This window comes from Streptomyces composti (assembly GCF_012034205.1).
Taxonomy (GTDB): Bacteria; Actinomycetota; Actinomycetes; order Streptomycetales; family Streptomycetaceae; genus Streptomyces; species Streptomyces composti.
Window position 1 is genome coordinate 215,744 of the sequence record NZ_JAATEM010000002.1, and the last position, 21,636, is coordinate 237,379.

Here is a 21,636-nt window from a genome sequence, read left to right on the forward strand (position 1 = left end):
ATGAGGGGGGACGCCGGAAGCGGCGTCCCCCCTCCGTGTGAGGACTCGAGATGTATCAGCTCTTCTTCCGCCTGGTCTTCCGGCACATGGACCCCGAGCGGGCCCACCAGCTCGCCTTCCGCTGGATCCGCCTGGTGGCCCGGGTGCCGGTGCTGCGGACCTTCGTCGCCGCCGTGCTGGCGCCCCGCTACCGGGAGCTGCGCACCGAGGCCCTGGGGCTGCGCCTGCACAGCCCCTTCGGCCTCGCCGCGGGCTTCGACAAGAACGCCGTCGGCATCGACGGCCTGGCGATGACCGGCTTCGACCACGTCGAGATCGGCACCGTCACCGGGGAGCCGCAGCCCGGCAACCCCAAGAAGCGGCTGTTCCGCCTGGTCGAGGACCGGGCCCTGATCAACCGCATGGGCTTCAACAACGACGGCTCCCTGCGGGTCGCCGCCCGCCTCGCCGCCCGACGGCCCGTCTTCAGGACGGTCGTCGGCGTCAACATCGGCAAGACCAAGGCCGTGCCCGAGGAGCAGGCCGTCGCCGACTACGTGAAGTCCGCCGAGCGCCTGGCGCCGTACGCGGACTACCTGGTCGTGAACGTCTCCTCGCCGAACACCCCGGGGCTGCGGAACCTGCAGGCCGTGGACCAGCTGCGGCCGCTGCTGACCGCGGTCCGCGAGGCCGCCGACCGCAGCGTGCCGGGCCGCCGGGTCCCGCTGCTGGTCAAGATCGCCCCCGATCTGGCCGACGAGGACATCGACGCCGTCGCCGACCTGGCCGTCGACCTCGGCCTGGACGGGATCATCGCCACCAACACCACGATCGCGCGCGAGGGGCTCGGGCTGCGTTCCGACCCCGCGCTGGTGAAGGAGACCGGCGGCCTGTCCGGCGCACCCCTGAAGGCGCGCTCCCTCGAGGTGCTGCGGCGCCTGTACGCCCGTGTGGGCGACCGGATCACCCTGGTCGGCGTGGGCGGCATCGAGAACGCCGAGGACGCCTGGCAGCGCATCCTGGCCGGGGCCACGCTGATCCAGGGGTACAGCGGCTTCATCTACCAGGGCCCCTTCTGGGCCCGCTCCGTCCACAAGGGGCTCGCCGCTCGGCTGCGCACCAGCCCGTACGCCACGCTCGCCGACGCGGTGGGCGCCGATGTGAGGACTTCCCGATGAGCGGACTCGAACCCTTCGGCGCCCGGCTGCGCCGGGCCATGGACGAACGCGGACCGCTGTGCGTGGGCATCGACCCGCACGCCTCCCTGCTGGCCGAGTGGGGCCTGGACGACGACGTGACGGGCCTGGAGCGGTTCAGCCGCACCGTGGTCGAGGCGGTGGCGGACCGGGTGGCGGTCCTGAAGCCGCAGAGCGCCTTCTTCGAGCGCTTCGGCTCCCGCGGCGTCGCCGTGCTGGAGACGACCGTGCGGGAGGCGCGGCAGGCCGGTGCGCTGGTGGTGATGGACGCCAAGCGCGGCGACATCGGCTCCACCATGGCCGCCTACGCCGAGGCCTTCCTGCGCAAGGACGCCCCGCTGTTCTCCGACGCGCTCACCGTCTCGCCGTACCTCGGCTACGGCTCGCTCAGCCCGGCCGTCGCGCTGGCCCGGGAGAGCGGCACTGGCCTGTTCGTGCTGGCCCTGACCTCCAACCCGGAGGGCGGCGAGGTGCAGCACGCGGTGCGGCAGGACGGGCGGAGCGTGGGCGCCACCATGCTCGGGCACCTGGCGGTGGAGAACGCGGGTCAGGAGCCGCTGGGGTCCTTCGGCGCGGTGGTCGGCGCCACGCTGGGTGACCTGTCGTCGTACGACCTGGACGTCAACGGGCCGATCCTGGCGCCCGGCATCGGCGCCCAGGGGGCGAAGGCGGCCGATCTTCCGGCGGTTTTCGGCGCCGCGGTGCGCAATGTGGTGCCGAACGTCAGCCGGGGGGTGTTGCGCCACGGTCCCGACGCGGTCGCGCTGCGTGACGCCGCGGACCGGTTCGCGGAGGAGATCAGGGCCGCGGTGGGCGCGGTCTGAGCCTCTCACAGGGGGCACGGAGGGCTGCTCGGGTATGGATACCTTCACAAAACCGGGGCAATATGTCCTCAATGTCCGTCCTGCCGGAGGCTGACCAGGACTTTTCCGCTGTTCTCGCTGACTCTTGCGGAGTTGACCGCTAGTCTCCGACGAGAGAACGGGCAAGCGTGTGTTGCTCGTGGCTCCCCAGGTGTGGGGCGACTAGGTTCCTCACCGGTCCGTATCCGACAGTTCGACATCCGAGGTGACGTAGGCGTGGCTCTTCCGCCCCTTACCCCTGAACAGCGCGCAGCCGCGCTCGAAAAGGCCGCCGCGGCTCGCCGGGAGCGGGCCGAGGTCAAGAATCGACTCAAGCACTCCGGCGCCTCCCTGCACGAGGTCATCAAGCAGGGCCAGGAGAACGACGTCATCGGCAAGATGAAGGTCTCCGCCCTGCTCGAGTCGCTGCCGGGCGTCGGCAAGGTCCGCGCCAAGCAGATCATGGAGCGACTGGGCATCTCCGAGAGCCGCCGCGTCCGGGGTCTCGGGTCCAACCAGATCGCCTCCCTGGAGCGTGAGTTCGGCAGCACCGGGTCCTGATTCCCGGGCACCCCGGCTTTGCTGGAATAATCGCCGCATGGCTGCAACACCCCGGGGGACGACCCCCGTGTCCCCGGACGAACGTCCGCGACTGACCGTGCTCTCCGGCCCCTCGGGGGTCGGCAAGAGCACGGTCGTCGCCCATATGCGCAAGGAACACCCCGAGGTCTGGCTCTCGGTGTCGGCGACGACCCGCAAGCCCCGTCCGGGCGAGCAGCACGGTGTCCACTACTTCTTCGTCTCCGACGAGGAGATGGACAAGCTGATCGCCAACGGTGAGCTGCTGGAGTGGGCCGAGTTCGCCGGCAACCGCTACGGCACACCCCGCCAGGCGGTCATCGAGCACCTGGAGGCGGGCGTGCCGGTGCTGCTGGAGATCGATCTCCAGGGCGCCCGGCAGGTGCGGGAGTCCATGGCCGACGCACAGCTGGTCTTCCTGGCTCCGCCCTCCTGGGAGGAGCTGGTGCGCAGGCTCACCGGGCGGGGCACCGAGCCGCCGGAGGTGATCGAGCGCCGGCTCGAGGCCGCCAAGACGGAGCTGGCGGCCGAGCCGGAGTTCGATGTGACCCTGGTCAACACCTCCGTCGAGGACGTCGCCCGTGAGCTGCTAGCCTTGATGAACGTCGTGTGATCGTTGCCGAATCGTCGTCGGCGGTCACCGAGACCGAATCCCCATCCATCGGAAGGTAGAGCGTGTCCTCTTCCATCTCCGCGCCCGAGGGCATCATCAACCCGCCGATCGACGAGCTCCTCGAGGCCACCGACTCGAAGTACAGCCTCGTGATCTACGCGGCCAAGCGGGCCCGTCAGATCAACGCGTACTACTCGCAGCTCGGCGAGGGTCTCCTCGAGTACGTCGGTCCCCTCGTCGACACCCATGTCCACGAGAAGCCGCTCTCGATCGCCCTGCGCGAGATCAACGCGGGACTGCTGACCTCCGAGGCCGTCGAGGGCCCCGGTCAGTAAGTCGTATCAGCTGGTCTTCGCTGACTTTTCCACAGGCCCGGCAGCACGTCTGCCGGGCCTGTGGTGTCTCATGGTGGTGGTCGCACATTTCCGAGGTCCGGGGAGAGACGGTGGACAAGCCGAGGGTCGTTCTGGGAGTCAGCGGCGGCATCGCCGCGTACAAGGCGTGCGAGCTGCTCCGGAGACTGACGGAGTCCGGACACGACGTCCGCGTCGTGCCCACGGCCTCCGCGCTGAACTTCGTCGGGGCCGCCACCTGGTCCGCGCTCTCCGGCAACCCCGTGGCGACCGAGGTCTGGGACGACGTGCACGAGGTGCCGCACGTGCGCATCGGGCAGCAGGCCGACCTGGTGGTGGTCGCCCCGGCCACCGCCGACATGCTGGCCAGGGCCGCGCACGGCCTCGCCGACGACCTGCTCACCAACACCCTGCTCACCGCCCGCTGCCCGGTCGTCTTCGCGCCCGCCATGCACACCGAGATGTGGGAGCATCCGGCCACCCGGGACAACGTGGCCACCCTGCGCGCCCGCGGCGCCGTCGTGATCGAGCCGGCCGTCGGCCGCCTCACCGGCGTGGACACCGGCAAGGGCCGGCTGCCCGAGCCCGCCGAGATCTTCGAGGTGTGCCGCCGGGTGCTGGCCCGCGGCGTCACCGGGCCCGACCTCAAGGGCCGGCACGTCGTCGTCAGCGCCGGGGGCACCCGCGAGCCCCTGGACCCCGTCCGCTTCCTCGGCAACCGCTCCTCCGGCAAGCAGGGCTACGCCCTCGCCCGTACCGCCGCCGCCCGGGGCGCCCGGGTCACCCTGATCGCCGCCAACACCGCCCTGCCCGACCCGGCCGGAGTGGACGTGGTGCCCGTGGGCACCGCCGTGCAGCTGCGCGAGGAGGTGCTGCGGGCCGCCGCCGACGCCGACGCCGTGGTCATGGCCGCCGCCGTCGCCGATTTCCGGCCTGCCGCCTACGCCACCGGCAAGATCAAGAAGAAGGACGACCAGGAGCCCGCCCCCATCGCCCTGGTCCGCAACCCCGACATCCTCGCCGAGATCTCCGCCGGCCGGCCCCGCCCCGGACAGGTGATCGTCGGCTTCGCCGCCGAGACCGACGACGTCCTCGCCAACGGCCGCAGCAAGCTCAAGCGCAAGGGCTGCGACCTGCTCGTGGTGAACGAGGTGGGGGAGCGCCGCACCTTCGGCTCCGAGGAGAACGAGGCCGTGATCCTGGGTGCCGACGGCACCGAGACCCCGGTCGCCCACGGCCCCAAGGAGGCCCTGGCCGACGCGGTGTGGGACCTGGTGGCCGAACGTCTCGGATGAGCCCGGGTAGGCCGTCCGGCCGTCCGAAACCACGCTCACCGGGGTGTGGCGCCTCTGGTCAACACCACCCGTTGCTGGGCACAATGCCCGTGCCGCAGGTCACAGCGCTCCCGAGAGGCGAGACGGGGGCGCCCCTGACCTTGCGCGACCCGTAAACTGTTCCACGGACGGCGCCGGGTGCAGCCCCCGCCGTCCGCCAATGATCAGCCAGCAGCCGCTGCAACCCCAGGGAGCGTTGTGTCCCGTCGTCTCTTCACCTCGGAGTCCGTGACCGAGGGTCACCCCGACAAGATCGCTGACCAGATCAGCGACACCATCCTCGACGCGTTGCTCCGCGACGACCCGACCTCCCGGGTCGCCGTCGAGACTCTGATCACCACTGGTCTGGTGCACGTGGCCGGCGAGGTCACCACCAAGACGTACGCGGACATCGCGACGCTCGTCCGCAGCAAGATCCTCGAGATCGGCTACGACTCCTCGAAGAAGGGCTTCGACGGCGCCTCCTGCGGTGTCTCGGTGTCCATCGGATCGCAGTCCCCGGACATCGCGCAGGGTGTCGACGCGGCCTACGAGGCCCGCGTCGAGGGCGACGACGACGAGCTGGACCGGCAGGGCGCCGGCGACCAGGGCCTGATGTTCGGCTACGCCACCGACGAGACGCCCACCCTGATGCCGCTGCCGATCTTCCTGGCACACCGCCTGTCCAAGCGGCTGTCCGACGTGCGCAAGAACGGCACCATCCCCTACCTGCGCCCCGACGGCAAGACGCAGGTCACCATCGAGTACGACGGCGACAAGGCCGTCCGCCTGGACACCGTGGTGGTCTCCTCGCAGCACGCCTCCGACATCGACCTGGACTCGCTGCTGGCGCCCGACATCCGCGAGTTCGTCGTGGAGCCCGAGCTCAAGGCGCTGCTGGACGACGGGATCAAGCTCGACACCGAGAACTACCGTCTGCTGGTCAACCCCACCGGCCGCTTCGAGATCGGCGGCCCGATGGGCGACGCCGGCCTGACCGGCCGCAAGATCATCATCGACACCTACGGCGGCATGGCCCGCCACGGCGGCGGTGCCTTCTCCGGCAAGGACCCGTCCAAGGTCGACCGCTCCGCCGCGTACGCCATGCGCTGGGTCGCCAAGAACGTGGTCGCCGCCGGGCTGGCCTCGCGCTGCGAGGTGCAGGTGGCGTACGCGATCGGCAAGGCCGAGCCGGTCGGTCTGTTCGTGGAGACCTTCGGCACCGAGAAGGTCGACACCGAGCGCATCGAGCAGGCCATCGACGAGGTCTTCGACCTCCGCCCGGCCGCGATCATCCGCGACCTGAACCTGCTGCGCCCGATCTACGCCCAGACCGCCGCCTACGGCCACTTCGGCCGTGAGCTGCCCGACTTCACCTGGGAGCGCACCGACCGCGTCGACGCGCTGCGCCGGGCGGCCGGGCTGTAAGGCCCGCGAGCAGCACCCGAGCGTCTCACCGAGGCCCGGTGCCCCTCCCCGGGGGCGCCGGGCCTCGGCGCGTCCCGCCGGGCGGCACATGGCGTGGCGGGCTGCGGTACGCGCGCTGCGCCGGCGAGAGCGCGGGCCCGGTGTTGAAGGGCGCGGACACGTCCGAAGAGGTCCCCTCGCGGGTGCCGGAACCTGCTGCCGGTCCCTGACCGGTACGGCCGGGCGGCCGGGGCAGAGGCGCCGCACGCCGTTCGTCGTCCGCATCCGGCCGGATCACGGGCCGGCGCCGCTGTCACTGCCGTTTGGTAAGAATGCAAGCGTGAGCAGCGAGAACGGACAGCCGGACGGCGGGGGCGAGCCCGCGCCGCCCGAGCAGCTCGCGCTCATCCGGGAGAGCGTGCGCAAGGCCAAGGAGCCCCGGGCCAAGCCGCGTACCTGGCGCGGAGCCAAGCTCGCCCCGCGTCTGCCCGTCGCCCGGGTGCTCGTCGACAAGGGCGTGCTCCACCTCGACCGGTACTTCGACTACGCCGTCCCCGAGGAGCTGGACGCCGACGCTCAGCCGGGCGTGCGGGTACGGGTCCGCTTCGGCGCCGGACGGCACCGGGTGCGCGAGGGACGCCGCGAGGGCGGGGGACTGATCGACGGGTTCCTCGTGGAGCGGCTCGCCGAGTCCGACTACTCCGGACCCCTCGCGGCACTGGCCCAGGTGGTCTCGCCCGAACCGGTGCTCGACGCCGAGCTGCTGGGCCTGGCCCGCGCCGTCGCCGACCGGTACGCCGGAAGCCTCGCCGATGTGCTGCAGCTCGCCGTCCCCCCGCGCAACGCCCGCGCCGAGCGGCGCCCCTCACCGGACCCCCTGCCCCCGCCCCCGGCGCCCTCCGCGGGCCCCTGGGCCCGCTACGAGCAGGGGCCCGCGTTCCTGGAGGCGCTGGCGGCCGGAGGCGCCCCACGGGCCGTGTGGCAGGCCCTGCCCGGGCCCCGGTGGAGCGAGGAACTGGCCCGCGCGGTGGCCGCCGCACTGGCCTCCGGACGGGGTGCACTGGTGGTCCTGCCCGACTACCGCGCCGTCGCCCGCGTGGACGCGGCGCTCACCGCGCTGCTCGGCGAGGGACGGCACGCGGTGCTCACCGCCGACGCGGGCCCCGAGAAGCGGTACGCGCAGTGGCTGGCCGTGCGGCGGGGCTCGGTGCGGGCCGTGGTGGGCACCCGGGCGGCGATGTTCGCGCCCGTGCGGGACCTCGGCCTGGTGGCCGTCTGGGACGACGGCGACGACAGCCACAGCGAGCAGCACGCCCCGCAGCCGCACGCCCGGGAGGTGCTGCTGCTGCGGGCCGCCCAGGACAAGTGCGGCTTCCTGCTGGGCGGTTGGAGCTGCACCGTGGAGGCCGCACAGCTGGTGGAGACCGGCTGGGCGCGGCCGCTGGTCGCCGGGCGGGACCGGGTGCGGGCGGCCGCCCCGCTGGTGCGGACCGTGAGCGATCTGGACCTCGCCCGGGACGAGGCGGCACGCGCCGCCCGCCTGCCCACCCTCGCCTGGCAGGTCGCTCGGGAGGGCCTGAAGCACGGCCCGGTGCTGGTGCAGGTGCCGCGGCGGGGATACGTCCCGCGGCTGGCCTGCGCCGCCTGCCGGGCGCCGGCCCGGTGCCGGCACTGCTCCGGGCCGCTCCAGGCCCAGGAGTCCGGCCCCGCCGGTCTGCGGTGCGGCTGGTGCGGGCGCGAGGAGGGCGGCTGGCACTGCCCCGAGTGCGGCGGCTTCCGCCTGCGGGCCCAGGTCGTCGGGGCACGGCGCACCGCCGAGGAACTGGGGCGGGCCTTTCCCGCGGTGCCGGTGCGCACCTCGGGGCGCGAGCATGTGCTGGACACGGTGCCGGGGACGCCCGCGCTGGTGGTCAGCACGCCGGGCGCCGAACCGGTCGCCGAGGGCGGCTATGCGGCGGCCCTGCTCCTGGACGGCTGGGCCATGCTCAACCGGCCCGATCTGAGGGCGGGGGAGGACGCGCTGCGCCGCTGGATCGGCGCGGCGGCCCTGGTGCGCCCCCAGCCGGCGGGCGGCACCGTGGTGGTCGTCGCCGAGCCGACCCTGCGGCCCGTGCAGGCGCTGGTGCGATGGGACCCGGCAGGACACGCCGTGCGGGAACTCGCCGACCGGGCGGAGCTGCGCTTCCCGCCGGTGTCCCGCATGGCCGCCGTCTCCGGGCCCCCGCAGGCCGTGGCGGGCTTCCTGCACGCCGTCGAACTCCCTCAGGAGGCCGAGGTGTTGGGCCCGGTCCCGCTTCCGGTCACCCCCGCCGGGCGGCCGCGCCGCCCCGGCGCCCCGCCGCCCGGCGAGCACTGGGAACGCGCGCTGGTCCGGGTCCCGCCGGGCCGGGGAGCCGCTCTGGCCGCCGCGCTGAAAACGGCTCAGGCGGCCCGCATGGCACGGGGGAACGACGACCCGGTCTGGGTCCGGATCGACCCACCGGACATCGGCTGAGGCACCGGAGCGGGTCGCGTCCGTTCCCGTGCGCGACGTCGCGTGCCGGACGGGGCTTCCGCCGCGCGGCCGGGCCGGGTTCCCGCCGCGCGCAGTCGCCCGAAGGGAACGCCCTCCCGGCGGCGGTGCGGCCGGGAGGGCGGGGGAGCCGGCGGCGGGTCAGCCGTTGCGGGGGGTGGGGAAGGCGGAGGGGCGTGAGTCGTCGCGCAGGGCGGGGCTGCCCGCGGTCGGCTGGGTGGGCATGGAGCGGGCGGCGGGGACCGTCGGCACGGTGGACACACCGGCGCCGACGTTGACCGTGCGGGAGGCCGACGGTTCCGGGGTGCGGTCGGCCTCCGGGGCGGCGGCGGTGCGGGCCGCGGTGCGGCGGGAGCCGTAACGGCGGTGCACGGCCTGCTTGGTGACGCCGAGTGCGGAACCCACCGCGTCCCACGAGAAGCCGAGCGAGCGGTCGAAGTCCACGGCCGCGGTGACCAGCGTCTCGACGCTGTCCCTGAGTTCCTGGGCGAGGCGGACGGTCGGGGCGGGCGCGCGTCCGTAGACGACGAAGCCCGTGGAGGGGCCGGAGCGGCGCGGGCGGTAGACATTGCCCAGCTGGGCGGTGAGCGTGCGCAGTGCGTCCACCTGCCGGCGGACCCGCTCGATGTCCCGCACCAGCAAGTGCAGGCTGGCCCGAGCCTGGGCGTCGTGGGTTGCGTGGTCGGCCATGAACAAGCCTCTCGAACCGGCGTTGAAAGGGATGAGCCCCGAGGGGCTCGATGTGGTCAACTCTTTCTTGACCAACGCGTTTCGGCGCCCCGGGTCACGGGGTGGGGGCGTGGCGGCATATGCGGGCGCTGCCCCCGCCGCCGGCCGCGCCACCCGGCCCCGGGCGCATCTCCCGGTCGCCGTACGCCCGTCCACAGGCACGTCGGGGGACGGTGTCGGTGCGGTTCGCGCCCGCTCGCCCCATAGACTTGTGCGTCGCCCACCGACCCCGCCCGAGAGGCCCTGCCCAGCCCATGAAGCTCGTCTTCGCCGGTACCCCCGAGGTCGCCGTTCCCGCACTGGACGCCCTGCTCGCCTCCGAACGGCACGAGGTGGCCGCCGTCGTCACCCGGCCCGACGCCCCGGCGGGCCGCGGACGGAGGCTGGTCGCCTCTCCCGTCGCCGAGCGCGCCCAGGAGGCCGGCATCGAGGTGCTGAAGCCGGTCAGGCCGCGCGACCCGGAGTTCCTGGAGCGGCTGAAGGAGATCGGGCCCGACTGCTGCCCCGTCGTCGCCTACGGCGCCCTGCTGCCCAGGGAGGCGCTCGACATCCCCACCCACGGCTGGGTCAATCTGCACTTCTCCCTGCTGCCCGCCTGGCGCGGCGCGGCACCCGTGCAGCACGCCCTGATGGCGGGCGACGAGATCACCGGCGCCACCACCTTCCTGATCGAGGAGGGTCTCGACTCCGGACCGGTGTACGGCACCGTCACCGAGGAGATCCGCCCCACCGACACCAGCGGCGACCTGCTCACCCGGCTCGCCTTCGCCGGCGCCGGGCTGCTCGCCGCGACCATGGACGGCATCGAGGACGGCACCCTGAAGGCGGTACCCCAGCCCGCCGAGGGCGTCAGCCACGCCCCCAAGGTCACCGTCGAGGACGCCCACGTCGACTGGAACGCCCCGGCGCTGCGGGTCGACCGGGTGGTGCGCGGCTGCACGCCGGCCCCCGGCGCCTGGACGACTTTCCGCGGCGAGCGGCTCAAGCTCATCCAGGTGCGCCCCGCGCCGGACCGCACCGACCTCGCCCCCGGCGAGATCTCCGCAGGCAAGAACGACGTGTACGTGGGCACCGGTTCGCACGCCGTGGAGCTGCTCTGGGTGCAGGCGCAGGGCAAGAAGCCGATGCGGGCGGCGGACTGGGCGCGCGGCGTGCGCATCGCCCCCGGCGAGCGCGTCGGCGGCTGAGGCCGCGGCGGTCCGCGGGACGCCGGCACCGTAGGCTGGAGTGCGCACTTCAGACCCACATCCGGAGCACCTTTCGTGAGCGACCAGCCCCGTCGGCCCCGCAGGCCCGCCAAGCCCTACCGCCGGCCCAAGAAGGACCCCGTCCGCATCCTCGCCTTCGAGGCCCTGCGGGCCGTGGACGAGCGGGACGCCTACGCCAACCTCGTGCTGCCGCCCCTGCTGCGCAAGGCGCGTGAGAAGGGCGACTTCGACGGGCGGGACGCCGCCCTGGCCACCGAGCTGGTGTACGGGACGCTGCGCCGGCAGGGCACCTACGACGCGGTCGTCGCGGAGTGCGTGGACCGCCCGCTGCGCGAGGTCGACCCGCCGGTGCTCGACGTGCTGAGCCTGGGCGCGCACCAGCTGCTCGGCACGCGCATCCCCGCCCATGCCGCCGTGTCGGCCACCGTGGAGCTGGCCCGGGTGGTGCTCGGCGACGGCCGGGCCAAGTTCGTCAACGCGGTGCTGCGCAAGGTCGCCCGGCACGATCTCGACGGCTGGCTGGAGAAGGTCGCACCGCCCTACGAGGAGGACCCGGAGGACCATCTCGCCGTCGTCCACTCCCACCCGCGCTGGGTGGTCTCCGCGCTCTGGGACTCCCTCGGCGGCGGGCGCGACGGCATCGAGGAACTGCTGCGCGCCGACAACGAACGGCCGGAGGTGACCCTGGTCGCCCGGCCCGGACGCGCCACCACAGGGGAACTGCTCGCCGAGGAGGCCGCCCGGCCGGGCCGCTGGTCCCCGTACGCGGTGCGGCTGACCGAGGGCGGGGAGCCCGGCGCCGTGCCCGCCGTGGCCGAGGGCCGGGCCGGGGTGCAGGACGAGGGCAGCCAGCTCGTCGCGCTCGCGCTGGCCGGTGCCCCGGTGGAGGGGCGCGACCGGCTGTGGCTGGACGGCTGTGCCGGACCCGGCGGCAAGGCCGCGCTGCTCGGGGCGCTCGCCGCCGAGCGGGGCGCGGTCCTGCTCGCCTCGGAGAAGCAGCCGCACCGGGCAGGGCTGGTCGCCCGCGCGCTGTCCGGCAACCCCGGGCCCTACCAGGTCGTCGCCGCCGACGCGACCCGCCCGGCCTGGCGGCCCGGCAGCTTCGACCGGGTGCTCGTCGACGTGCCCTGCACCGGCCTCGGCGCGCTGCGCCGCCGCCCGGAGGCTCGCTGGCGGCGCCGCCCGGAGGACCTGGACGGCTTCGCGCCGCTCCAGCGGGGACTGCTGCGCACCGCGCTGGAGTCGGTGCGCACCGGAGGCGTGGTCGGCTACGCCACCTGCTCGCCCCACCTCGCCGAGACCCGCGCGGTCGTCTCCGACCTGCTCAAGCAGTTCCCGGAGACCGAGCTGATCGACGCCCGTCCGCTGCTGCCGGGCGTCCCGGACCTCGGTGAGGGCCCCGACGTCCAGCTGTGGCCGCATCTGCACGGCACCGACGCGATGTACCTGGCGCTGATCCGCCGCACGGGCTGACGCCGCCCCGGATTGAAGGGAGGCGGCGGGCCCGCCCGGCCGCCGGCGCCCCGCGCTCACCCGCCCCCGGAGTCCACCCGGGACGGATGCGCCTCGCCGCCGGCGTCCTCACGGGACAGGCGGTGGGGCCACCACACCTTCGGGCCGACGTCCAGGAAGAGCGAGGTGACCAGCACCGAGCGCACGACGAAGGTGTCGAGCAGCACGCCCAGGGCGACCGCGAAGCCGATCTCGGCGAAGGCCACCATGGGCAGGGTGCCGAGCGCCGCGAAGGTGCCCGCGAGGACCAGGCCCGCCGAGGTGATGACCGCGCCGGTCGTGGCCAGACCCGTCACCACGCCCTGCCGGGTGCCCTGCCGGGCGGCCTCCTCGCGGATGCGGGTGGTCAGGAAGATGTTGTAGTCGATGCCGAGGGCCACCAGGAACACGAAGACGAACAGCGGGAAGTCGGTCGACTCGCCCGCGTAGTCGAACACGTGCCGGAAGGCCAGCGCGCTCAGGCCGAGCGCCGCCGCGAACGACAGGATCACCGTCGCGATCAGCAGCAGCGGAGCGATCAGCGCGCGCAGCAGGCTGCACAGGATCAGCAGCACGACCACCAGCACCAGCGGGATGATCACGACGTTGTCGCGGGTGGTCGCGGCCTCCATGTCGAGCAGCGCCGCCGTGCCGCCGCCCACCTTGGCGTCGGCGCCCGGCACCGCGTGCACGGCGCCCCGGACCCGTTCGACCGTCTGCTTCGCCGCCTCGCTGTCCGACGGCGCGGTCATGGTCGCCTCGAACAGCACCTTGCCCTCGAAGGAGGGTTTCGCGCCCGGCGGCAGCCCCAGCGACTGCGGCACGACGCCCTCCGTCGCGGCCACCGCGCGGCCCACCTGCTCGGCCTGGGCCCGGTTGCTGACGATCACCAGCGGATCACCGCTGCCGGCCGGGAAGTAGCGGGCGGAGACCCGCTGACCGGTGATCGAGTCCGGGGTGTCGGTGAAGGAGTCGGCGTTGCTGATGCCTTCCGCGCGCAGCTGCACCAGGCCCAGCGAGCAGACCGCCAGCACCAGCGCGGTGACGGCCCACGTCGTGCGCGGGCGCCGGGCGATGCGGCGGCCCATCCGGGACCACATGCCCCGCTCGGTCGGGTCCGGGTCGCCGTGGTGCGGGATCACCGGCCAGAACATCCACCGGCCGAAGATCACCAGCAGCGCCGGGAACAGTGACAGCATCGCCAGCAGGGCGACGGCCACCCCGATCGCGGCGACCGGCCCCAGGCCGCTCGTGGAGTTCATCTCCGCAGCCAGCAGCACCAGCATGCTCAGCACCACGGTGGCGCCGGAGGCGATCACCGCCGGACCCGCCCGGTGCAGCGCCAGCGCCATCGCCTCGTGCCGGTCCACGTGGCGGCGCAGCTCCTCCCGGTAGCGGGCGACCAGCAGCAGCCCGTAGTCGGTGCCGGCGCCGAACACCAGCACGGTGAGGATGCCGGCGCTCTGCCCGTTGACCGTCAGGCCCCCGTACTCCGCCAGGAAGTAGATCAGCGCCTGCGCCGTGAACAGCGCGGAGATCACCGACACCAGCGGCACCAGCAGCAGGGTGGGGCTGCGGTAGGTGATGAGCAGCATGACGACGACGACACCCATCGCCGCGAACAGCAGGGTGGAGTCGATGCCCTCGAAGGCCTCGGAGAAGTCCGCGGAGGTGCCGGCCGGGCCCGTGACGTGGACGGCGAGACCTCCGGTGCTCGAGCCCACCTCCTCGCGGACGGAGCCGACGGCGGGCGCGATCCGCTCCCATCCCTTCTCGTCCATGGTGATCGGCACGAAGACCTGCGCCGCCCGCGGACCGGTCTGCCGGTCGAACAGCGGGCCGCGCGTCTGGTCGCCGATGATCCCGTGCGCGCGCAGCTCCTTCAGCCGCGCCACGTCCTCGGCGATCCGCTCCCGGTCCGCCGCGGTCAGCCCGTCCTCCCGCGCGTAGATCACGATCGCGGGGGTCTGCTCGGGCCGGAAGTCCTCGGAGATCTCCAGCACCTGCGTCGACTCGGCCGAACCGGGCAGCCAGGAGGCCGCGTCGTTGTCCTGCGCGCCGGTCAGCTTCTGGGCGAACGGCGCCATCAGGAACAGCACCACCACCCAGAAACCCAGCACCAGCCACTTCGCCCGCCGCCCGCACACCAGGTGGCCGGCACCCCGGCCCGCTGTCATCGCCACCTCCGCGGCAACGCCGGGTGCGGGGCGCGGGGGAGGGCGCGACGCACCCCGGCCGGCCCCGGAGGACGCACGCCCGGGCCGACGCCCCACGGGCCCCGCCCGGGACCCCCGCACGCGAGGGGCCGGGCGCATGGCAGGCTTGAGGCATGCCCGTGCAGATCAACCCCAGCATCCTGTCCGCCGACTTCGCCAACCTCGCCGCCGAGGCGGAGGCGGTGCGAGGGGCCGACTGGCTCCACGTCGACGTCATGGACAACCATTTCGTCCCCAACCTCACCCTCGGCGTACCGGTCGTGGAGTCGCTCGCCCGGGCGACGGACACTCCGCTGGACTGTCATCTGATGATCGAGGCCCCGGATCGCTGGGCGCCCCAGTACGTGGAGGCGGGGGCCGGGTCCGTCACCTTCCATGCCGAGGCCGCCGCCGCGCCGGTCCGGCTCGCCAGGGAGATCAGGGCGAAGGGCGCCCGCGCCTCCATGGCGCTGAAGCCGGCCACACCCGTCGAGCCGTACGAGGACCTGCTCCCCGAGCTCGACATGCTGCTGGTCATGACCGTCGAGCCGGGCTTCGGGGGACAGGCCTTCCTCGACATCATGCTTCCCAAGATTCGCCGCACCCGCGAGTTGATCAACAAGCACGGGCTGGAGCTGTGGCTCCAGGTCGACGGCGGTGTGTCGGCGTCCACCATCGAGCAGTGCGCCGACGCCGGCGCCGATGTCTTCGTCGCGGGCAGCGCCGTGTACGGCGCCTCGGACCCGGCCGAGGCGGTACGTGCACTGCGCAACCAGGCCGAGGCGGCGACCGCGAAAGCGTCCTGGGCATGCGGCCACTGAGCGTCGGGAATGTGAACGGCTCCCAGCAGGGCTGATCAAGCGCGCCGGATCTGCAAGGATGAACGGCGAATCCAGAGTGTGAACAGCAGTGAGGAGATCGCCGTGTCGGGTATGTCGGCGGGCCGGTCAGCCATGCGGATGGGACCCGCTGAGCTGGTGCAGGCGGCGGCCATGGCCCGCCGCTTCTACCTCGAGGGCAAGTCCAAGATCCAGATCGCCGAGGAGTTCGGCGTCAGCCGGTTCAAGGTGGCCCGGGTCCTGGAGACCGCCCTCGAACGGGATCTCGTACGGATCGAGATCCGTGTGCCGGCCGAACTGGACGCCGAGCGCTCCGACGCGCTCCGCGCCCGCTACGGCCTCAGGCACGCCGTCGTGGTCGAGTCCCCGGCCGAGGCCGAGGAGACACCCGACCCCGAGAACCTGGGAGAGGTGGCCGCCGACCTGCTCGGCGAGCTGGTCGACGAAGGGGATGTGCTGGGGCTGGCCTGGGGCCGGTCCACCATCCACATGGCGGCGGCCCTGGACCGGCTGCCGCCCTGCACGGTGGTGCAGCTGACCGGTGTGTACGACGCCGGGACCGCCGAGCGCGGCTCGGTGGAGGCGGTGCGGCGCGCGGCGCAGGTCTCGGGCGGTGACGCGCACCCCATCTACGCGCCGATGCTGCTGCCGGACGCGGCCACCGCGGCGGCGCTGCGCAACCAGACCGGGATCGCGCGGGCCTTCGAGTACTTCGACAAGGTCACCGTCGCCTGTGTCTCCATCGGGTCCTGGGAGCCGGGCATCTCCACGGTGCACGACATGCTCAGCGACGAGGAGCGGGCCCACTACGCCTCCCTCGGGGTCGCCGCCGAGATGTCCGCGCACCTCTTCGACGCGGAGGGGCGCCGGGTCGGCCGGGACCTGCAGGAGCGGTGCATCACGGTCAGGGCCGACCAGCTCCGCCGCATCCCGGAGGTGGTGGCCATCGCGGGGGGCCAGCGCAAGGGTCCCGCGATCGACGCGGTGCTGCGTTCCGGGCTGGTCACCAGCCTGGTGACGGACACCTCGGCCGCCGACTACCTGATGACCACCGGTGCGCCGCCCAAGCCGGCGCTGAACCGGGCCGACCCGGACGGGATCTGACGACGCGCATGCGGCACCGGCAGGCGGAGAGGGGCAGGGCGTGACTCAGGACCCGGCGGGGCGGACCGTCGTCACCCTCGACCTCGAAGGGGTGACGGACAAGGCGGGGCTGATGGACCGCTGCGCCGAGACGCTCCGCCTGCCCGACTGGTTCGGGCGCAACTGGGACGCCCTCGCCGACTCCCTGTCCGACCGCACGGTGTGGCCGGCCGGGGCGCTGGAGCGGGGCCTGCTGCTCGTGGTGCGCGGCTGGCGGGAGTACGCCCGGGCGCACCCCGACGAGTGGCAGGTGGCCGAGGAGGTCTTCGCCGAGGCCACCGACCGCACCGCCGGCCTCTTCGTCACCCTGGGCCCCGGCTGAGCCACCCGAGCCGTCGGCCTTCTGGAGCTTTCTCCAAGCACCCCCTAGCCTGCTCGGATGTTTCGCCCGGGGCTTCCGGGGGCCGCCACGTGGGAGAATGAAGTACGTGCTCTTTTCCTCCCCCTGGCTGACCTGCCCGGGGGCCGCCTCTGATCGACTGGGATGTGCAGCACGTGCGTTTCCTCAATGACATCCAGCCCCCGTACGACCTGACGTACGACGACGTCTTCATGGTGCCGAACCGCTCCGCGGTCGGTTCCCGGCAGGGCGTGGACCTCAGGTCCCCGGACGGCACGGGCACCACCATCCCGCTCGTGGTCGCCAACATGACCGCCATCGCCGGCCGCCGCATGGCCGAGACGGTGGCCCGGCGCGGCGGCCTGGTGGTCATCCCGCAGGACATCCCGATCGAGGTCGTCACCGAGGTGGTGGCCTGGGTCAAGAGCCGCCATCTGGTGCTCGACACGCCGATCGTGCTGGCCCCGCACCAGACCGTCGCCGACGCCCTCGCCCTGCTGCCCAAGCGCGCGCACAACGCCGGCGTGGTGGTGGACGACGACCACCGCCCGGTCGGCGTGGTCACCGACCGGGACCTGACCGGCGTGGACCGTTTCACGCAGCTCAGCGAGGTCATGTCCCGCGACCTGCTGCTCATCGACGCCGGCATGGACCCGCGCGAGGCGTTCAACACCCTCGACGGCGCCAACCGGCGCTACGCCCCCGCCGTGGACGCCGGTGGCCGTCTGGCGGGCATCCTGACCCGCAAGGGCGCCCTGCGCGCCACCCTGTACACTCCGGCCACCGACGCGCAGGGCCGGCTCCGGGTCGCCGCCGCCGTCGGGATCAACGGCGACGTTGCGGGCAAGGCCAGGCAGCTGCTGGAAGCGGGCGTCGACACGCTCGTCATCGACACCGCGCACGGCCACCAGGAGACGATGATCAACGCGCTCAAGCTGGTCCGCGACCTCGACCCGCAGGTGCCGGTCGTGGCCGGCAACGTGGTCGCCGCGGCGGGCGTGCGCGACCTGATCGAGGCGGGCGCGGACATCGTCAAGGTCGGTGTGGGCCCCGGCGCCATGTGCACCACCCGCATGATGACCGGCGTCGGCCGGCCCCAGTTCTCCGCGGTCCTCGAGTGCGCCGCCGAGGCGAAGAAGTACGGCAAGCACGTGTGGGCCGACGGCGGCGTCCGGCACCCGCGCGATGTGGCGATGGCGCTCGCGGCCGGCGCGTCCAACGTGATGATCGGCTCCTGGTTCGCCGGGACCTACGAGTCCCCGGGCGACCTGCAGCACGACGCCGACGGCCGTCCGTACAAGGAGTCCTTCGGCATGGCCTCCGCGCGCGCCGTGCGCAACCGCACCTCGGACGAGTCGGCCTACGACCGTGCCCGCAAGGCGCTGTTCGAGGAGGGCATCTCCACCTCCCGGATGTTCCTCGACCCGGAGCGTCCGGGTGTGGAGGACCTGATCGACTCGATCATCGCGGGTGTCCGCTCCTCCTGCACCTACGCGGGTGCCGCGACCCTGGAGGAGTTCGCCGAGAAGGCGGTCGTCGGCATCCAGAGCGCCGCCGGCTACGCCGAAGGCAAGCCGCTGCACGCCAGCTGGAACTGATCGGTTCCGCTTCCTTCCGGGGCCCTCGGCACCCCCGCATGCGCGGGGAGGCCGGGGGCTCCGGCACAGGAGGCGCGAAAGCCCTGGTCCGGGGTTCGTGTGCAAGGGTCGAAAGCTCCCGTGCAACGAAATTCCGGCCTTCCCCGAGGAACGCAATGATCTTGCGAGGGCTCGCAAGGTTGCTGCATTTCAGGAGCAACGTCCTAGCTCATAGGGTTACGCGCTGTACGTGTGTGGCGGGGACCCCGCTCGACGGGTTCCCGCTGTCGCGGGCTCCGTCGGTCCCGGCCGCGCAGATCCTGAAGTGACAAGGAGTCAGCGCGTGCTCGATCAAGGCGCACCTTCACAGAGCAGCAGTGCCACCGCCCCACCGCCCTCGGGTATCGGTGCGCGCCTGATGCGTCGCAAGCCCGTGGAACGCCTGGTGGCGGAAGGCGGCCAGGGCGAGGGCGGCAGCCTGCGCCGCTCCCTCGGGCTGTGGCAGCTCACCATGATCAGCATCGGTGCCACCCTCGGCACCGGCATCTTCGTCGTGCTCGGTGACGCCGTGCCGGAGGCCGGTCCCGCCGTCACCCTGTCGTTCGTCATCGCCGGGCTGACGGCCCTGTTCTCGGCGCTGTCCTACGCGGAGCTGGCGGGCAGCATCCCGGTCGCGGGCTCCTCGTACTCGTATGCGTACGCAACGATGGGCGAGCTGGTCGCCTGGGTCTGCGGCTGGTGCCTGGTGCTGGAGTACGGCGTCTCGGTGGCCGCGGTCGCCGTCGGCTGGGGCGAGTACCTCAACGAGCTGCTGGACGGCACCATCGGCGTCACCGTCCCCACCGTGCTGTCCTCCGCGCCCGGCGAGGGCGGCATCGTCAACCTGCCCGCGCTGATCGTGGTGCTGCTGGCGATGGTGTTCCTGCTCGGCGGGGTCCGGGAGTCGGCCCGCGCCAACACCATCATGGTCGCGGTGAAGATAGCCGCTCTGGTGCTGTTCTGCGCGGTCGGCTTCATGGGCTTCAAGTCCGGCAACTACGCCGACTTCATGCCGCTCGGCATGGCCGGTGTGAGCGCCGCCGGCGCCACCCTGTTCTTCTCGTACATCGGTTTCGACGCCGCCTCCACCGCCGGTGAGGAGGCGAAGGACCCGAAGAAGGACCTGCCGCGGGCGATCATGCTCTCGCTGATCATCGTGACCGCGCTGTACGTCCTGGTCGCGGCCGTCGCCGTGGGCGCCTGGCACTGGACGAAGTTCGAGGGTTCGAACGCCTCGCTCGCCGCGATCATGCACGACGTCAGCGGCCAGAGCTTCTGGGGCACGCTGCTCGCCCTCGGCGCGGTGATCTCGATCGCGAGCGTGGTGCTCACCGTGCTCTACGGCCAGACCCGCATCCTCTTCGCGATGTCCCGCGACGGCCTGATGCCCCGTGCGCTGGGCAAGGTGCACCACACCACCGGCGCGCCCCGTCTCAACACGGTGATCGTGTCCCTGTTCTGCGGTGTCCTCGCCGCGCTGATCCCGCTCGGCAAGCTGGTCGACGCCACCAGCATCGGCACGCTCTTCGCCTTCGCGCTGGTCAACGTCGCCGTGGTGGTGCTGCGCTACAAGCGCCCGGAGCTGGAGCGCACGTTCCGGGTGCCGTTCGGTCCGCTGCTGCCGGTGCTGGGCTTCGGCTTCTGCGCCTACAACATGTTCAGCCTCGACGCCGTGACCTGGGTCGTCTTCGCATTCTGGATGACCGCCGGTCTCGTGTTCTACTTCTCGTACGGCTACCGCCGTTCCCGGCTCGCAACGCTTGAGAAGTGAACGTCCCACAGTGCTGAACGATCTCGACGAACGCATCGTGCACGCCCTTGCCGAGGACGCCCGCCGTTCCTACGCGGACATCGGCCAGCTCGTCGGTCTGTCCGCGCCCGCCGTCAAGCGGCGCGTGGACCGGCTGCGGGCCACCGGGGCCATCACCGGCTTCACCGTCCGTGTGGACCCGGCCGCCCTCGGCTGGGAGACCGAGGGATTCGTCGAGATCTACTGCCGCAGCAACACCTCGCCGGAGACCATCCAGCGGGGCCTGGAGCGCTACCAGGAGGTGGTGGCCGCGTCCACCGTCACGGGGGACGCGGACGCCATCGCCCAGGTCTTCGCCTCCGACATGCGGCACTTCGAGCGGGTCCTGGAGCGCATCGCGGGGGAGCCGTTCGTGGAGCGGACCAAGTCCGTTCTGGTGCTCTCGCCGCTGCTGCGCCGGTTCTCCTCCGGCTCTCCGACCTGAGCCGAGGCCCCTTCCAGGCCCTTGAGCGACCGTGCCGGTGGGGGCAGGGCGCGGTCGCACACCCGGCCGCCACCGGTGACGGCGGGGCGCGGCGAGTTCTCCAGGGGGAGTTCCCGCGGGACCGTGCCAGTCGTAGCCTGACCACATGCCGCAAACCGTGCATTCCGGACACTCAGGGTGTGTTGGCAAGGCGGAGGTACGGGCGCGAGCGCAGGCCGATGCCGGCACTCCCGTGTTCGTCGACTCCTCCGGCCGCCGGGCACGGATCGTCCGCCGCGGCGGATACGGGCTCGCCGGCCTCGCCGCCGCGTACCTGGCGGTGCTGGGACTCAGCGTGCTGGGCGCGACGCCGTTCGCCCCCGGCGCGATGCTTCCGCCCCTGCCCGAGACCGGCGCCGACGCACCGGGCCGGGACAGCTCCGGCGCGGCCCCCTGGCCGCCCGGTGAGGAGCTGGTGCCGGGCCTGCGGCAGGGCCCCGGCGCCGACTCCGCTGCCGGGATGCCACCCGCACCGCTCACCCTCCCGGCCGGCGCCGCCCTGCCGCTGCTCCTGGCACCGTCCGGCGCAGCAGGAGCCGCGCTCCCGGCGCCGTCCGGCTCCGCCGGGACCCCGCTGCCCGCCGCCCCGGCGGCGCCGTCGCCGTCGCCGGAGGATGCTGCGCCGGCCGGCGGACCGTCCGCTCCCGCCGCACCGGCACCCGGCGCCCCGTCCACCGGCCCCGAACCCCCGGCGGCCCCGGACCCCGGTGACGACCCGCCCGCTCCATCCGCGCCGGACCCTCCGGCACCCGAGCCACCCGCCCCCGAGCCCGAGGCCCCCACGCCGCCGTCCGCCCCGCCGGACGACACGGCGGCGCCCGGCACCTCGGCTCCTTCCGCGGACCCCAGCGCCCCCGAATCCCCCGATCCGCCGGCGGCCGAGGCGTCCTGATGCGCCGGGACCCCTGGCCGCACGACCGCCGCCCACCGGAGGAGCCGGCCCGCGGCGGACCCGGGCGCCCCTGCCGCACCGGCACCGCTGCCTCACCGCGATCGACGGACACCGGC

At 73.2% G+C, this 21,636-nt stretch carries 19 protein-coding genes; 17 read left to right on the forward strand and 2 right to left on the reverse strand.

The window, feature by feature from the left end; translation table 11 throughout:
• Positions 1-50: 50 nt before the first annotated feature.
• The 8 genes from HCJ93_RS02670 to HCJ93_RS02705 all read left to right on the forward strand — a co-directional run bounded on the left by HCJ93_RS02670 (position 51) and on the right by HCJ93_RS02705 (position 8,776).
• The gene (locus HCJ93_RS02670; RefSeq protein ID WP_167990713.1) at positions 51-1,157 is read left to right on the forward strand and encodes a quinone-dependent dihydroorotate dehydrogenase; all 1,107 of its coding nucleotides are present in this window, start codon (positions 51-53) and stop codon (positions 1,155-1,157) included.
• Positions 1,154-1,999 carry an orotidine-5'-phosphate decarboxylase gene (gene pyrF / locus HCJ93_RS02675; protein WP_167990715.1) on the forward strand — a complete coding sequence of 282 codons (846 nt, stop codon included), beginning with the start codon at positions 1,154-1,156 and terminating at the stop codon, positions 1,997-1,999. The genes HCJ93_RS02670 and pyrF overlap by 4 nt, the downstream gene beginning before the upstream one ends.
• Positions 2,000-2,254: 255 nt before the next feature.
• Positions 2,255-2,578 (forward strand): integration host factor, encoded by a 324-nt coding sequence (locus tag HCJ93_RS02680; protein WP_003977346.1) that lies wholly within the window; start codon positions 2,255-2,257, stop codon positions 2,576-2,578.
• A gap of 37 nt (positions 2,579-2,615) precedes the next feature.
• Positions 2,616-3,209: a guanylate kinase gene (gene gmk, locus HCJ93_RS02685; RefSeq protein ID WP_167990716.1), complete on the forward strand. Its 594-nt coding sequence runs from the start codon at positions 2,616-2,618 to the stop codon at positions 3,207-3,209.
• A gap of 62 nt (positions 3,210-3,271) precedes the next feature.
• Complete coding sequence (gene rpoZ, locus HCJ93_RS02690) at positions 3,272-3,544, forward strand: DNA-directed RNA polymerase subunit omega (protein ID WP_004933985.1); 273 nt, start codon at positions 3,272-3,274, stop codon at positions 3,542-3,544.
• Positions 3,545-3,654: 110 nt separating this feature from the next.
• A complete protein-coding gene (gene coaBC, locus HCJ93_RS02695) occupies positions 3,655-4,857 on the forward strand; it encodes a bifunctional phosphopantothenoylcysteine decarboxylase/phosphopantothenate--cysteine ligase CoaBC (protein WP_167990718.1) in 1,203 nt (400 codons plus the stop codon).
• A 237-nt stretch (positions 4,858-5,094) separates the two neighbouring features.
• On the forward strand, positions 5,095-6,303 hold the full coding sequence (metK, locus tag HCJ93_RS02700; protein ID WP_167990720.1) for a methionine adenosyltransferase: 1,209 nt from the start codon (positions 5,095-5,097) through the stop codon (positions 6,301-6,303).
• Between the two features lie 319 nt (positions 6,304-6,622).
• Positions 6,623-8,776, forward strand: coding sequence for a primosomal protein N' (locus HCJ93_RS02705; protein ID WP_167990721.1), 2,154 nt, complete (start codon positions 6,623-6,625; stop codon positions 8,774-8,776).
• 159 nt (positions 8,777-8,935) lie between these two features.
• On the opposite strand, the gene HCJ93_RS02710 is transcribed toward HCJ93_RS02705, so the two are convergent.
• Positions 8,936-9,484 (reverse strand): hypothetical protein, encoded by a 549-nt coding sequence (locus tag HCJ93_RS02710; protein ID WP_167990723.1) that lies wholly within the window; start codon positions 9,482-9,484, stop codon positions 8,936-8,938.
• A gap of 293 nt (positions 9,485-9,777) precedes the next feature.
• On the opposite strand from HCJ93_RS02710, the gene fmt reads away from it, so the two are divergent.
• A complete protein-coding gene (gene fmt, locus HCJ93_RS02715) occupies positions 9,778-10,710 on the forward strand; it encodes a methionyl-tRNA formyltransferase (RefSeq protein WP_167990725.1) in 933 nt (310 codons plus the stop codon).
• Between the two features lie 75 nt (positions 10,711-10,785).
• Positions 10,786-12,204 (forward strand): RsmB/NOP family class I SAM-dependent RNA methyltransferase, encoded by a 1,419-nt coding sequence (locus HCJ93_RS02720; RefSeq protein WP_167990726.1) that lies wholly within the window; start codon positions 10,786-10,788, stop codon positions 12,202-12,204.
• Positions 12,205-12,260: 56 nt separating this feature from the next.
• Here HCJ93_RS02720 and HCJ93_RS02725 read toward each other — a convergent pair whose 3' ends face one another.
• Positions 12,261-14,399: an MMPL family transporter gene (locus tag HCJ93_RS02725; protein ID WP_167990728.1), complete on the reverse strand. Its 2,139-nt coding sequence runs from the start codon at positions 14,397-14,399 to the stop codon at positions 12,261-12,263.
• Between the two features lie 152 nt (positions 14,400-14,551).
• Here HCJ93_RS02725 and rpe point away from each other — a divergent pair, with 152 nt between their 5' ends.
• The 7 genes from rpe (at position 14,552) to HCJ93_RS02760 (ending at position 21,520) form a co-directional block, all read left to right on the forward strand.
• The gene (gene rpe / locus HCJ93_RS02730) at positions 14,552-15,238 is read left to right on the forward strand and encodes a ribulose-phosphate 3-epimerase (protein WP_167990730.1); all 687 of its coding nucleotides are present in this window, start codon (positions 14,552-14,554) and stop codon (positions 15,236-15,238) included.
• 78 nt (positions 15,239-15,316) lie between these two features.
• Positions 15,317-16,360: a sugar-binding transcriptional regulator gene (locus HCJ93_RS02735; RefSeq protein WP_167990732.1), complete on the forward strand. Its 1,044-nt coding sequence runs from the start codon at positions 15,317-15,319 to the stop codon at positions 16,358-16,360.
• A 40-nt stretch (positions 16,361-16,400) separates the two neighbouring features.
• On the forward strand, positions 16,401-16,721 hold the full coding sequence (locus HCJ93_RS02740; RefSeq protein ID WP_167990734.1) for a barstar family protein: 321 nt from the start codon (positions 16,401-16,403) through the stop codon (positions 16,719-16,721).
• A gap of 173 nt (positions 16,722-16,894) precedes the next feature.
• Positions 16,895-18,337, forward strand: coding sequence for a GuaB1 family IMP dehydrogenase-related protein (locus HCJ93_RS02745; protein WP_167990735.1), 1,443 nt, complete (start codon positions 16,895-16,897; stop codon positions 18,335-18,337).
• Between the two features lie 322 nt (positions 18,338-18,659).
• Complete coding sequence (locus tag HCJ93_RS02750) at positions 18,660-20,126, forward strand: amino acid permease (RefSeq protein WP_167990737.1); 1,467 nt, start codon at positions 18,660-18,662, stop codon at positions 20,124-20,126.
• A gap of 10 nt (positions 20,127-20,136) precedes the next feature.
• Entirely contained in the window at positions 20,137-20,589 is a 453-nt protein-coding gene (locus HCJ93_RS02755) for an Lrp/AsnC family transcriptional regulator (protein ID WP_095748338.1), read from the forward strand.
• Between the two features lie 232 nt (positions 20,590-20,821).
• Positions 20,822-21,520, forward strand: a complete 699-nt coding sequence (locus HCJ93_RS02760) for a hypothetical protein (RefSeq protein WP_167990738.1) — start codon at positions 20,822-20,824, stop codon at positions 21,518-21,520.
• Positions 21,521-21,636: the final 116 nt, after the last annotated feature.